This window comes from Qipengyuania sp. S6317L1, assembly GCF_023015615.1.
In the GTDB taxonomy this organism is placed as follows: domain Bacteria; phylum Pseudomonadota; class Alphaproteobacteria; order Sphingomonadales; family Sphingomonadaceae; genus Erythrobacter.
In genome coordinates this window covers 152644-165984 of the sequence record NZ_JALKAJ010000001.1, presented here as the reverse complement: position 1 = coordinate 165984, position 13341 = coordinate 152644, and the positions used below count along the sequence as shown (strand labels likewise).

Annotated in this window: 13 protein-coding genes and 1 tRNA gene; 4 read left to right on the top strand and 10 right to left on the bottom strand. The window is 60.1% G+C overall.

From position 1 onward, the window contains the following. Positions 1-6: 6 nt before the first annotated feature. The 5 genes from MWU38_RS00890 to MWU38_RS00870 all read right to left on the bottom strand — a co-directional run bounded on the left by MWU38_RS00890 (position 7) and on the right by MWU38_RS00870 (position 2977). On the bottom strand, positions 7-444 hold the full coding sequence (locus MWU38_RS00890) for a rhodanese-like domain-containing protein (RefSeq protein WP_247269948.1): 438 nt from the start codon (positions 442-444) through the stop codon (positions 7-9). Positions 445-536: 92 nt separating this feature from the next. After that, positions 537-612 (bottom strand) — tRNA-Lys (locus tag MWU38_RS00885). Positions 613-714: 102 nt separating this feature from the next. After that, positions 715-1212 (bottom strand): 2-amino-4-hydroxy-6-hydroxymethyldihydropteridine diphosphokinase, encoded by a 498-nt coding sequence (gene folK, locus MWU38_RS00880; protein WP_247269947.1) that lies wholly within the window; start codon positions 1210-1212, stop codon positions 715-717. A gap of 9 nt (positions 1213-1221) precedes the next feature. After that, positions 1222-2100: an N-carbamoylputrescine amidase gene (gene aguB, locus MWU38_RS00875; protein ID WP_247269946.1), complete on the bottom strand. Its 879-nt coding sequence runs from the start codon at positions 2098-2100 to the stop codon at positions 1222-1224. A 16-nt stretch (positions 2101-2116) separates the two neighbouring features. Then, the gene (locus MWU38_RS00870) at positions 2117-2977 is read right to left on the bottom strand and encodes a hypothetical protein (protein WP_247269945.1); all 861 of its coding nucleotides are present in this window, start codon (positions 2975-2977) and stop codon (positions 2117-2119) included. A gap of 140 nt (positions 2978-3117) precedes the next feature. Between MWU38_RS00870 and msrA the strand changes: the two genes are divergently transcribed. Then, entirely contained in the window at positions 3118-3675 is a 558-nt protein-coding gene (gene msrA, locus MWU38_RS00865) for a peptide-methionine (S)-S-oxide reductase MsrA (protein WP_247269944.1), read from the top strand. Here the strand turns inward: msrA and MWU38_RS00860 are convergent. Further along, a complete protein-coding gene (locus MWU38_RS00860) occupies positions 3672-4907 on the bottom strand; it encodes an RsmB/NOP family class I SAM-dependent RNA methyltransferase (RefSeq protein WP_247269943.1) in 1236 nt (411 codons plus the stop codon). The two genes, msrA and MWU38_RS00860, sit on opposite strands and share 4 nt — an antisense overlap. Before the next feature lie 59 nt (positions 4908-4966). On the opposite strand from MWU38_RS00860, the gene MWU38_RS00855 reads away from it, so the two are divergent. After that, positions 4967-5137, top strand: a complete 171-nt coding sequence (locus MWU38_RS00855) for a DUF1674 domain-containing protein (protein ID WP_247269942.1) — start codon at positions 4967-4969, stop codon at positions 5135-5137. Here MWU38_RS00855 and MWU38_RS00850 read toward each other — a convergent pair. The 4 genes from MWU38_RS00850 to MWU38_RS00835 all read right to left on the bottom strand — a co-directional run bounded on the left by MWU38_RS00850 (position 5134) and on the right by MWU38_RS00835 (position 11185). Next, entirely contained in the window at positions 5134-6543 is a 1410-nt protein-coding gene (locus MWU38_RS00850; protein WP_247269941.1) for a cytochrome P450, read from the bottom strand. The genes MWU38_RS00855 and MWU38_RS00850 overlap by 4 nt on opposite strands. 158 nt (positions 6544-6701) lie before the next feature. Further along, positions 6702-7736, bottom strand: coding sequence for a ferrochelatase (gene hemH / locus MWU38_RS00845; protein WP_247269940.1), 1035 nt, complete (start codon positions 7734-7736; stop codon positions 6702-6704). A 97-nt stretch (positions 7737-7833) separates the two neighbouring features. Next, complete coding sequence (locus MWU38_RS00840; RefSeq protein ID WP_348646852.1) at positions 7834-10119, bottom strand: molybdopterin cofactor-binding domain-containing protein; 2286 nt, start codon at positions 10117-10119, stop codon at positions 7834-7836. Positions 10120-10183: 64 nt separating this feature from the next. After that, positions 10184-11185: an Mrp/NBP35 family ATP-binding protein gene (locus MWU38_RS00835; protein ID WP_247269938.1), complete on the bottom strand. Its 1002-nt coding sequence runs from the start codon at positions 11183-11185 to the stop codon at positions 10184-10186. A gap of 117 nt (positions 11186-11302) precedes the next feature. On the opposite strand from MWU38_RS00835, the gene MWU38_RS00830 reads away from it, so the two are divergent. Both MWU38_RS00830 and MWU38_RS00825 read left to right on the top strand, forming a co-directional pair. After that, positions 11303-12487 carry a protease modulator HflK gene (locus MWU38_RS00830; RefSeq protein ID WP_247269937.1) on the top strand — a complete coding sequence of 395 codons (1185 nt, stop codon included), beginning with the start codon at positions 11303-11305 and terminating at the stop codon, positions 12485-12487. Then, a complete protein-coding gene (locus tag MWU38_RS00825) occupies positions 12487-13335 on the top strand; it encodes a protease modulator HflC (protein WP_247269936.1) in 849 nt (282 codons plus the stop codon). Before MWU38_RS00830 ends, MWU38_RS00825 begins: the two co-directional genes overlap by 1 nt. Positions 13336-13341 lie beyond the last annotated feature (6 nt).

The window sequence follows — 13341 nt, the reverse complement described above, 5'->3', positions numbered from 1 at the left end:
TGCGAATTACTCGCCCGCGCTCATTGCGGTCCAGCCGTCGTAGCCATCGGTCATATGAGCAATATTCTCAAAGCCTTGCCGCTCCATTTCGGCCAAAGCCTTTGCACTGCGATTGCCCGATTTGCAGTGCAGGAGATAGGGCTCGCTTTTATCGAGCTTGGCGATTTCGGCTTCAAAATCGTCTGACAGAAAATTGATGTTGGTCGCGCCCTCAATATGGCCCGCGGCAAATTCTTCCGGCGTGCGCACGTCGATAACTTGGGGCGCATCATTGCTCTCGAGAAGCGTCTTCGCCTCGCTCACGCTAATATCGCGCGAGGCGGGAGATTGGGCAGCGACAGGCTCATCCGTCTCGGCAGGCTCCACCGTTTCAGCAGAGCAGCCCGCGACGGCCAGAACCAGCGCGGCACAAAGAAGCGAACGGGTGGGAGCATGGCGTTGCATTAGTGCTGTAATCCTCAACTTGGGAAAATCAGCCACCAACATAGCGCAGCCTTGCGGCGTTTCACAACGCAATGCGCAAACAAGGGAAAAGGTGGTGAGCCCTGCTGGGTTCGAACCAGCGACCTACTGATTAAAAGTCAGTTGCTCTACCGACTGAGCTAAGGGCCCCCGAAGAGGTCAGCGCTGATTCGCTCAGGGCAAGCCCTGCGATGCGCTTCGGAAGGCGCTCCACTAGGGATGCAGGCCGCCCGGGTCAAGCGGGCATTTGCATCAATCTTTGCAAGTCGTCTTGCGCTGCGCTTTTTGCAGGCGGGCAAAGTGTTGGGCGATGCTCAAACCACAGACCGGGTCGCGCCAATCGGCCGCAATCTGCGATGCCGGGCCAAGCACAAAGGGGCGAGCGCGAAACTCCTTGTGGGGAATGGTGAGATGCGGAGCGCGGAACACCCCGCCGCTCCAAAGCACGATATCAAGATCGAGCACCCGGTCCCCCCACCGCTGGCCGCAGCGCCTGCCAAATTCACGCTCCATCACTTTGAGACCCGCCAAAAGGCTCGGTGGGTCATAGTCGCTTGTCAGGATGCAGGCTGCATTGGCAAAGCGCCTTTGTGCAGGGCCGATGGGATCGGTGGTAATGATGCGCGATCGCGCGGTGACCGTGCCAAGAGCGGCAAGCTCTTCCAATGCAGCGCCCACGACATCGCGCGGGCGGCCCAAACGGTGATGCCGCTGGTTAGAGCCCAGAGCGACCAGATAGGAACTGCTCACCGTCCCGCCTCAAACATCTTCCGCAATCCGGCCATAAAGCTGCGGGCGGCGGTCGCGGAAGAAACCCATGCCAGCGCGGTGCCTTGCCGCGCGCGCAAGATCGAGCGTGGCGATCAGAACGCCTTCGTCGCCTGCGCCAAATTCCTCCACCAGATCGCCCCATTCGTCGGTTATGAAGGAGTGGCCGTAAAAGCTTTGCGCTGCCTCTGGCGGGCCTTCCGAGCCGATGCGATTGGCCGCGACCACGGGCATACAGTTGGAAACCGCGTGCCCCGCCATCGCGCGGCGCCACATACGGCTGGTGTCGAGGTCGGCGTCATAAGGCTCTGAGCCGATAGCCGTGGGGTAAAGCAGCACTTCTGCGCCTTTCAGCGCCATCACCCGCGCACATTCGGGATACCACTGGTCCCAGCAAATGCCGACGCCCACGCGCATTATTGCGCCATCATCGGCTGCGACGTCCCATACCTTGAAGCCGTCGTTACCGGGGCGGAAATAGAATTTTTCCTCGTAACCCGGCCCATCGGGAATGTGGCTCTTGCGGTAAGTGCCCATGATTTCGCCATCAGGGCCGATCATCGCGAGCGTGTTGTAATAGTGGTGGCCGTCGCGCTCGAAAAAGCTGGTCGGGATGGTGACCTGAAGCTTGGCGGCGAGCGCCTGCATCGCGATCACGCTGGGGTGGTCTGCCGTCGGGCGGGCAAGCGCAAACAGCGCCTCTTCCTCGGTGCGGCAAAAATAGGGGCCTGAAAAAAGCTCAGGCGGCAAGATAAGCTTTGCGCCCTTACCCGCCGCATCTTCGACCAGTGCGGCAACGGCCGCTATATTGTCGGCCTCGTCCTCGCGGGCGAGAGGCAATTGGAGGGCGGCGAGAGTAAGTTTGCTCATGCGCCGCCCTCTAATCCTAGTCAGCCTTTTTGAAAAGGAGCGTCATCCGGTCGCTTTCACCGATGGCTTCGTATTTGGCGCGGTCCTGGTCGCCGTAACGAAGCACGGGCGGAAGCGTCCAAACGCCGCCTTCCCAATTTGCGGGGTCTTTGTCGTTGGCGTTGATTTCGCTCTCGGCGGCCAGTTCAAAGCCATTGGCTTCAAATATCGCGACAACGTCTTCCATACGCATATAGCCGCGTTGGCGCGCGCCATAATCGTCATAGCTTGCGCCTTCAGGAGCGCGGTGCTGAACCACGCCGACCATGCCATCGTCTTTGAGCATCATGCGCGCTGCCTTCAGAACCGTGTCGGCATTGTTGCCAATGTTAAGGCCGTGCATCGAACGGAAGATCACCACCCGGTCAACCGTGCCGGCGGCTTCTTCGGGCATTTCGTCGATCTCGAACGCCATGACATCATCGGCGCTCATGCCTGTCATTTCGGCGGTGCTTTCCTTGAACTGCTCGGTCCAGCCTTTGGCACGCGCTTCCTGTGCGCGATTGCGATAGGTTCCGGCATCGCTATCGGTCTGAAACGCGATATAGGTGCCTGCGGGCGCCAGATAGGGCGCAAGGACGCGGGTGTACCAACCGCCGCCGGGGCTGAATTCGGCGACCGTCATCGTCGGCTCGACACCGAAAAAGGCAAGCGTTTCGGCCGGATTGCGATACTGGTCGCGCGCGCGGTCATCGTCACGCCGTTCATGGGCAAGCACATCTTCGAGTGCAGGTGCCGCAGCCTCGGCATGATCGTCAGCGGCAACAGGCACTGCCATCACGCCAAGCGAGGCAGACGCAGCCAGCAGGCTGAGCGGTGTAAGGATCGTGAATTTCATGGATCTAGGTCCTCTCTGAATAATCTCTCTCATGGCATTGTTTAGGGCCTTGGCCCGACATAACAAGGTCGCGCCTTGTGAGCCCTTTGAAAACGGCCCGCGCTTCTTATGTATCCCGACAAAGAAAGATCGGAGACAATATGGAACAGGCGATTATTGCTGGCGGGTGCTTTTGGTGCACCGAAGCCGTGTTCAAGGACGTGATCGGAGTGACCGAGGTCGAAAGCGGCTATATCGGCGGCACGGTGGCGAACCCGACTTACAAGCAAGTGTGCACCGGACAAACCGGCCATGCGGAAGGGATCCGTGTGACGTTTGATCCTCACACGATCAGCCTGGCCGAAATTTACGACGTTTTCCTCGGCACGCATGATCCAACCCAATTGAACCGTCAGGGCAATGACGTTGGCACGCAGTATCGCAGCGCGATCTTCCCCCTGAACGCTGAACAAGGCGAAGAGGCGAAGGCTGCAATCGAGCGCTGGAATGCGGAGAATGGTGCCAAAAGTGGGGCCCGCGCGGTGACGACGATCGAAGGGCTCGAAGGCGATACGCAGACGGCTGAATGGTATGTCGCAGAGGATTACCACCAGGAGTATTGGGACGGCGAAGGACAGCGCAATCCGTACTGCCTTGCGGTCATTCCGCCCAAGATTATGAAACTCAGGAAGAGCTTTCAGAAATATGTGAAGGCTTAAGCCTTCACCCACCGCCCGACGAAAAACCCGTCGAGCCCGCCCTCTTCGCGCAACATTCCGGGATGGGTGCGCAGCCAGCCTTCGCCGGTGGGGGTGAGGTTTGCGGGCAATTCCTCGGCGGTGATGGGGGATTGAGTGAGGTCAAAAGTCTCGTCAATCCACATGGCCTGTGCCTCGCCCTCTTCAGGCTCTAGCGAGCATACGGCGTAAATGAACGCGCCCCCGGGTTTGAGCCATCCCACGGCCCGCTCAATAAGGGCACGTTGCATCTCAACCATTTCCGCGATCTGACGCGGACCGATGCGGTGGAGCACGTCGGGGTGGCGGCGGCAGGTCCCTGTGGCGGTGCACGGTGCGTCCAGGAGGATCGCGTCGAACTGGTGCTTCGGCTCCCAACTGAGCGCATCTGCGCGCAAGGTCGAGGCTTTCAGACCGGTGCGCTTTAGGTTTTCCTTGAGCACGCCCAAACGCCGTTTGGATAAGTCGAGGGCGGTGACGTTCCAGCCGTTGGCGGCCAATGCCATGGTCTTGCCACCGGGCGCTGCACACAGATCAAGAGCGTGGCGATTGTCGCCCGCACCAAGCAGATGCGTCGGCAATTGCGCCGCCAGATCCTGCACCCACCACGCGCCCTCGTCATAGCCTTCAAGCTTTTCAATCGGCGTTCCGCGCGGCACGCGGATGTGGGACTGAGCCAAGCTCACCCCGCCGAGCTTTGCCTGCCATTGCGCCGTTTCGCCAGTATCGCGAATGTGCAGATCAACCTCGGGCGGCTGGACCAGCCCCTCGGCCATTCCGGCGTAGAGATCGGCAAAACGCTCTGGCAAAGTCGGCATATCGGGCAGCGTCACCTCGCGCTTCATCAGCGTCGAGAAAACTCCGTGCGCAAGTCGCCTTGGTCCGCCTGCAAGCAGCGGTAGCCCTGTCGCGATCACCGCATGGGGCGGTGTTTCGAGCCGCAAAGCCTGAGCGAGCATCAAGCGCAGCACCATGCGAGGTTTGGCATCGTCGGGAAGCGGGTTCTTTGTCGCCGAATCGATCAGCGCATCAAGATCGTTGAGCCAGCGCAGCGCCTCCCCCGCTATCGCGCGGGCCAGTGCCTGATCGGGCGCTTTCCTTACATCGCGAAGGGCAGCAGGCGAGGCTTGTTCCAGCGTCTCCCCACGGCGAAGGACTGCGTCGAGCATTTTGAGCGCGGCCTTGCGCGCGTGAATTCCGGAAGGTTGAGCCATTGACGGCTCGCTTAGCCTCCCTTGAAACCAAGCGCCAGCTTGCGCATTTGATAGACACCATGACCCAGAAAAAATCTAAAGCTGCAAAAGACTTCAAGAAGCCCAAGCACTGGACCAATGATCCAGCGCCCAAGCCAAAGGCGGTCGATCCCAACAAGGACGAACCGCGCGAGCTTTCCCCCACACGCTATGGCGATTGGGAGAAAGACGGGATCGCCTGGGATTTTTAAAGTTTGGCGAAGGTAATTTTCAGCCCGTCTTTCGGCTGAGGAATTGGCCACGCCTGCCACGCGGGCGCATAGCCTTCGGGCGCTTCGATCCGGTAGCGTTGGAGCAATTGGGCAAGCAGGATCTTCACCTGCATATAGGCAAAGTGAAGCCCCAGACACATATGCGCGCCGCCACCAAAGGGCACCCATGCGTATTTGTGCCGCGCCTTTACCTTGTCAGGCGTGAAACGCATCGGGTCAAAGGTGTAGGGATTGTCCCAATATTCCTCTGAATGGTGGGTCCAGTAGATGTTGATGCCAACATGCTGGCCTGCGGGAATGCGATAGCCGCCAAACTCGAACTCTTTCAGAGCGCGGCGCGGCATTGAGGGGACCGGCGGCATCATGCGCATGGTTTCCTTGAATGCCATTTCGGTAAGCTCAAGCTTGCCCAGGTCCTCATAGGACAACGGGCGCGGGTTCCCGTTACCATCGGGGCCGCCCGTGACCGCCCAGATTTCTTCGCGCAGCTTCTCCTGCCACTCAGGATTGACCGCCAGATAATACATGAACGATGTCGCAGAGGAGGTGATGGTGTCGTGCGCTGCCATCATCAGGAAGCTCATGTGATCGACAACCTCGTCGACGGGCAAGAGTTCGCCGTCTTCGCGCGTTGCGGTGGCAAACTGGCTGAACATATCCTGCCCGCCGCCCTCGGCGCGACGGCGGATCGTCTCACGCGTGAGATAATCGACCATGAATTTGCGGCCATCGACACCCTTTTTCATCTTGGTGAAGGGCAACGGCTTGCGGATCGGCGCGACGCTTGCCTGAACCATATCGACAAATGCGGTGTTGATTGCGTCCGCCTCTGGCCCCCACGGGATGCCGAGGAAGCTGTCAGCAGCAAGATCGAGCGTAAGTTGCTTGATCGCGGGGTTGAAGGTCTTTGGCCCTTCCCAGCCAGCAACTTCGCGCGCGATGCCTGAATTGAGCGCGCCGCAATAATGGCGCATCGGCGCAGGCTTGAACGCGATGGAAAGCGCGCGGCGGTCGATGCGGTGGTGATCGAAATCGAGCAACATGAGGCCGCGAGGAAACAGCTGATCCAGAACCGGGCCCCAGCCCTGCTCGCTTGAGAAAATCTTGTCCTTGTTGAACAGGACGAGCTCATTGGCCTCTGCCCCGATCATCGCGACGTTCCAGCCGCCAAACGCCCTCACCTTGTAAACGCGGCCATAGGTTTCGACCATGCGCCGGGTAAAGGCATGCGGGTCGGCCAATTGCGTGAACGTATGCCCGACGAGCGGATATCCACCCTCGCCCGGAATATGCGCCAACGCCGATTCGTCAGGAACGCCCTCGCCCCAATGCTTGGGCGGCGATTGTTCGGAGGTCGCGGGTTTGGGATCGGCAAGGGTAGCCATGTCTCTTCATCTCTCTGCAAATTCGAAATTTACGTCTCTCAAATGCAACTTACCAAAATGTTAGTAAGTGTCCATGCCTTGATAGGCATGTCACAGTGGGAGAGGCGAGAAAGGAAGTAAGCTTATCGCGCGCGAGAAAACCCGCTACCCGATTGTGATTATACCCAACCGGACAGTTCGCGCCCGATCATGGATTTGAGCATTTCCACGCCCGAACCCGAGACATTGAGGCAATCCATAACGGCAAATTCTTCGCCGCCCGCTTCTAGAAATTCATCGCGGCCTTCAAGCGCGAGCTCTTCCAAGGTTTCGACACAATCGGCAGAAAAGCCGGGGGCTGCAACGACGAGGCGCTTGGTGCCCTTTTCGCCTTCTGCAACCAGCGTGTCATCGGTGGCAGGTTCGAGCCATTGCGCCGGGCCAAAGCGCGATTGGAAGGTGGTGACAAATTTCACGCCTGACCATTCGGGCCGCACTTCCAGCTTTTCACGCAGAAGGCGCGAGGTTTTCTGGCAGTGGCAGTGATAGGGATCGCCCTTTTCCAGCGTGCGCTGTGGCATTCCGTGAAAGCTCAACAGCATGGTTTCTGGCTTGAACGAGAGGCTGCCAAGCTGGCGCGTCAGATCGTCAGCAAGAGCGGTCAGATACAGCTCTTCATCGTGATAAGGCGGCAGAAAACGCAGCGCAGGTTGCCAGCGCATTTCCTTCAGAACGCGCGCCACTTCATCGAACACGGTCGCGGTCGTGGCGGCGGAATATTGCGGGTAAAGCGGCGCAACCAAAATCCGGTCGCAGCCTTTTTCGGTGAGCGCCTTGAGCTTGTCCTCAATCGACGGATTGCCATAGCGCATGGCAAAATCGACGATGACGTTTTCGCCAAACTGGCCTTCGATTGCCTCGGCCTGACGCGATGTAATATCAGCCAGGGGCGAGCCGCGATCGGTCCACACCTTGGAGTAAGCTTCCGCACTCTTGGCGGGCCGCGTGTTCAAAATGATGCCGCGCAGAATCGGCTGCCACGCGATGGCCGGAATTTCGATCACGCGCTTGTCTGACAAAAACTGCTTCAGATAGCGTTTTACAGACGAGGGGTCAGGCGCATCGGGCGTTCCCAGATTGACGAGCAATACGCCCACGCTCCCGCTTGATACGGGGGGATGGTCATTGGGAAGAAGTTGGTTTTGCCAGGTCATTTCGCTCGGGATAACGCTTCAAAAGTGATTATGGGTCCAAACGCCAATCAGATATATCGGCGACAATCTCGGGACGAGAGCATCGCGAACCCACACGCTAGAGCCCCCCGGAAAGTAGGGGCAATCGCCTGAGCCGCAAGCCTGTAGCAGAGAACAGCGCATTGGCAATCGCAGGGCTGACCACCCCTACTCCCAATTCGCCAGGGTCAAACCCTGCGGCGGCAGTGCCGTCTGTTCGGGGGAGAAAATCGACCACGATTTCCGGGCAATCGCCAAGCTTGGGAAGGTTCAGATCGGCATATTCGAAGCTTGCCGGAAGGCCGCCGCGCACCGCAAGCGGACTGCCCAATGCGATACCAAGTCCGAACAAGAGCCCCCCTTCGATTTGTTGCCGCGCAATGTCGAGATTGATGATCCGACCGATATCGACCGCAGCGGTAAGGCGCGAGACGCGAAGCCCCCCTTCGCCCTGCCGCGCGGTCGCGACACAGGCGATGCGCCCGCCGGTTTCCTTGTCGCCAATGCGAAGGCAGGCAAGCCCCTGCCCGCTCTGATCGAGCCCGCCGTCCCATTCCGCAAGGCTGGCCGCGCGCTGAAGGCAGGCGGCGAGGCGCACATCGGAGCCCAGCATCGACATCCGGTAGGACAGCGGCTCGCGTCCCGATTGGGCGGCCACTTCGTCGACGAAGCTTTCAATCGCAAAAGTGCCCGCGACATAGGCATTGCCGCGCACGCGCCCTGAGGGATAGCCGGTTTCGACCGGGACATGGCGCACGGTCACACTGGGGAGGGCGTAGGGCGGGACCATCCCCTCCATCGCGAGTTCGTCTTTCATTCCCGTGGTTTCGCGTATCGCGGCCCATGGGGTGAGATTGCCGAACAGGCGGCGGCCAAATTCATGGGTGGAAGGCGGGGTTGCAGCCCGGATTTTCAGCGCATCAATCGCACCTCCCCCTTCGGCCTCGCCCTCGCCTGCAAGCTGCGCTCCCACGAGAGTATAGACGGGCGCATAGGGCCGTGAGCGGATCATCTCCTCACGCCGCGACCATGTGAGGTGGACCGGGCGGCCAAGCTCTTTTGCGATATGCGCCACTTCGATGGCGTGGTCGTTTTCGAGCCGCGCATCGAAGCTGCCGCCAGCAGCCATCGGGTAAAGCGCGACATCCTCGATCCCCAGCCCCACCGCTTTCGCAGCCGCCGCGCGGGTTTGTTCAGGCGCCTGTGTCGCGATCCATAGCTCCAGCCGCCCATCGGAAAGCCTCGCCGCTGCGCTCGCCGTTTCGACAGGGGCCGCGTGGAAGGGATCAACCTCATAGCGACGCGCCATATCGACGCGTGCCATCGCCTCTTCGCCAAAGCCCGTCTCGTGGGTCTTGAAGCTGTCGCCAGCGGTCAGGAGCGTGTCGAGCCGCGCGCCGATATCCTCGCTGGAAACGGGATATTGCGTCTTGAATTGCGGCTCCATGGCTCTGAGCGCGCGCTCCGCACTCCACCATGTGGTTGCCGCCACCGCAAGCCAACGCTTGGTTTTGACAGCGCCCACGATCCCGCCAATGCCCTGAGCGCGCTCGACATTGAAACCGGTCAGTTCGCTGCCGTTGTTGGGACCATGGCGGATCGCGGCAAAGACCATGCCGGGAAGCCGCACATCGCCTGCAAAACGGTAGGAGCCGTCGACCTTGGAAGGCAGGTCAATGCGCGGAAAAGAAGCAGCAGGGCCGGCATCGGCCTCGCTTGAGCCTGCCTGCGGTGTCTCATCGGCAAGCTCGGGGCGAAGCGGCGGCGGGTCGGGCGGCGATTGCCCGGCAGCGCCAGCAGCAAGCTCTCCGAAACTTGCCCGTCTATCGCCAAGCCGCACGAGCCCTGCATAAACCTCGCACTCTTCCCATGAAGCGTTCCACCTGTCGGCGGCTTCCATCGCGAGCATTGCACGCGCAGCAGCTGCGGCTTCGCGGGCGGGCTGTTCATAGGCGGCAAGCGATGTGCCGTCGGCGGTGGCAGTAAAGGCGTTGGAGGTCGCAAAGCGTTCCGCCAGCATATCATCCACGCCGCCGGACAACCCGGCAGTCGCCGGGTCCCAGAGGCTGATCCACCGTTTGGCCAAGGGCGTGTTGGGATAGGCGGGCGCAGCAGCGGCGGGTTCAACCGCGATCTGGCGCCAGTCTGCACCCAGTTCCTCTGCGACGATTTGCGGGATCAGCGTCGTTATCCCCTGCCCCATCTCCAACTGGGGCACCGCGACCGAGACCACGCCATCCTCGGCAATCTTGAGCCACGCACCCAGCACATGTTCACCGCGTGCCGGGGTTAGAGGGTTGGGATATTCGCGCGGCAAAAACCACCAGGCCACGACCAGACCGCCGCCAATGGCCGCCCCCGTCATCACCCCTCGCCGTGTTATTTGCATCGCCGCCCTATCGTTTGTGCCCCGTCGCCAGAACGGGAGATTAGACCTTGCCGGATTTCATCCAGCGATCAAGCGCCTCGGCGATAGCTATAAACGGCTGCGAATTCGCATCATCCGTTGCAGCGGGCGGTTTACCGGCATCGCCAGCGAGCCGCGTCTCCATCGTCAGCGGAACTTTGCCCAGGAACGGGATTTCCAGAGCCTTGGCGAATTTCTCCACCCCGCCCTCTCCAAAGGGGTTGGAGACAGCCCCGCATTCAGGACAGGCATATCCCGACATATTCTCGACCAAACCGATCACCGGCACATCGCCGTCTTCGAACAATTGTCCGGCCCGCGCTGCATCCAGAAGCGCCAGATCCTGCGGGGTGGAGACAAGGATAGCGCCATCGGGCTTGTTGTCCGCCATCATCGAGATTTGCACATCGCCTGTTCCCGGTGGCAGGTCGATCAAGAGCACTTCGGTGTCCTCCCAATGCGCATCGACAATCTGTGTGAGCGCCTTGCCCGCCATTGGTCCGCGCCACGCGAGCGCTTTGCCTTGCGCCACCAGATTGCCCATCGAAAGCATTTTGACCCCGTAAGGGCTTTCAATCGGCACGAGTTTCTCGTCCCTTGCCTCTGCCTTCGTTTTTTCTGTGGCGAGAAGGCGCGCCTGACTGGGCCCGTATATATCGCCGTCGATCACACCGACTTTGCGACCCATTTTGGCCAAGGCCACCGCAAGATTGGTGGTGAGCGTCGATTTGCCCACTCCGCCTTTGCCAGAACCAACCGCGATGATCATGCGCCGCCTGCGATCCGCGATCAGGGCGACGCGAACCTCGTCAACTTCGCCAAGCGGGGCAAGAGAGGTTTCGATCAGCGACTCAAGCTCTTCGCGCGCTTTTGCCCCCAGATCGCCGGCCTCTGCAACGATAATGGCACGCGCATCCTTGAGGCGTGCAGAACGGATGCGGCCCTGTATCTCGACAGGCAAAGCGTCGCGCAACAATGCCTCGGCAGCGGCGATGTTCGGGGCAGATTTATCATCAGTGCTCATAGCAATGGGCCTCTAGCACCATTTTGTATGGGCGAACCCCTGTTTTTCCTAGAAAGGCGTTCCTATAAAAGGTCCATGCAGATTTTTGACGGCTTTAGAAAACAATGGGGCCTTGCCATGGCAGGCAAGAAAAATCCCTGGGGTAATTCCACTGGCGGCAAGGGCGGTGGTTCGGGCGAAGGATCAGGCGGTGCGCCTTCTGGCGACAAGTCCGATGGGCCCGGGAAAGATGGCCCCGGAAGAGATGGGCCGCGCAATCCGTGGCTTCCCGGTGGTGGTGGCGGTTCGGACGATGGCAAACGTCGTTCGGCCAGCATTGAGGATATCTTCAAAAACAGAGGCCCCGAAGGCCCGCGCCGCGCAGGCGGCGGCGGCGGTGGCCCCTCGTTTCGTTTTCCAGAGCGTCCCGGCGGCGGCTCGTGGCTGCCGATCCTTGTCGCAGGCGGCGTAGTCCTGTGGTTCCTTGGCACAGGGATGCACCTGATCCAGCCGGGCGAAAACGCGGTCGTAAAGAGGCTCGGCAGTTACAGCCGGACGATGACGCCGGGCCTGCAATTCAGTGCGCCCTACCCGATCGAAACCGTCGATAAAGAGAACGTCGAAGGGATCCGCGAAGTGCGCATTCCCAATGGCTCTTCCGAAAAGCTGATTCTCACAGGCGACCAGAACCTTGTTGATCTGAGCTACGTCGTGCGCTGGCGGATCAGCAATCTGGAAAACTTCAAGTTCGAGCTCGCCGAACCGGTCGAGACCGTCAATGAAGTTGCCGAAGCCGCGATGCGCGCAACCATCGCTGAAAAAACATTGAACGACACCTTCACCGGTCAAGGCCGTGCAGAAATCGAACTATCGGTGCGCGAACGCATGCAGGAGACGCTGGACGAGTATCGTTCCGGTATTCAGGTGGTGGGTATCAACGTTGCAAAAGCGGACCCGCCGAGCACGGTGAACGATGCCTTCCGCGATGTCTCTGTGGCTGAACAGGATGCCGACCGGGCGCGCAACCAGGCGCAAGGTTACGCTCAGCAAACGCTTGCCCAGGCCGAAGGTGAGGCCGAGGCATTCGACAAGGTTTATGAGCAATATCGCCTTGCTCCGGGCGTTACGCGCCAGCGTCTCTATTACGAAACGATGGAGCGGGTGCTTTCGACCACGGACAAGACCATCATCGAGACAGAGGGCGTGACGCCTTACCTGCCGCTTCCCGAAATTCGCCGCCGCGCCAACAATGCTGACAATGCCAATAACGGCATCACTGTTGAAGCCACGCCGCGTCAGACGCAAAACTCTGGAGGCCAATAATGGAAAATCTCTGGAACAATTACAAAATGCCGATCATCGCGATTGGCGTTCTAGTCATTGGCTTCTTCATGAGCGCCTATGTCGTCAATGAAGAAGAACAGGTTGTGGTAATCCGCACTGGTGAGCCAGTTCGCTTCGCCAACCGTCCGGGAAGCGATTATGACGCAGGGCTTTATTTCCGTGTGCCATTGATCGAGCAGATCCAGCGCATCGACAAGCGCGTGCTCGACCTTGAAATGACGCAGGAAGAGGTGCTCTCCAACGATCAGCAACGCTTGCTGGTGGATGCCTATGCGCGGTTCCGCATCGTCAATCCCAAATTGATGATCGAACGTGCAGGCAGCGAGCAGGGTGTTCGCGCCGCGCTTGAGCCGATTTTAAACTCGGCGCTGCGCCAGGAACTGGGTCGTCGTACCTTTGCCTCTATGCTGACCGCTGAACGCGGCAATGCGCTCGCCAATGTTCGCGCGAACCTTGACCGTGAGGCGCAGCAGTATGGAGCCGAGGTGATCGACGTTCAGATCAAGCGCACCGATCTTCCTTCAGGCCGTCCGCTCGAATCCGCGTTCGAGCGCATGAAATCGGACCGTGAGCGCGAGGCGCGCACCATACGTGCAGCGGGCTCGCGCGATGCACGGGTCATCCGCGCAGAGGCAGACGCAGAAGCGGCGCGCATCTATGCGCAGAGCTTCGGGCAGGACCCGAACTTCTACGATTTCTACCGGGCCATGCAGAGTTATGACGAAACATTCCGCGACGCGCGTCAGGGCGAAGCAGGACGGGGCGAAAGCTCGATCATTCTCTCACCTGATAACGAGTATCTGCGCCAGTTCCGCGGGCGGCGCTAGATGCGT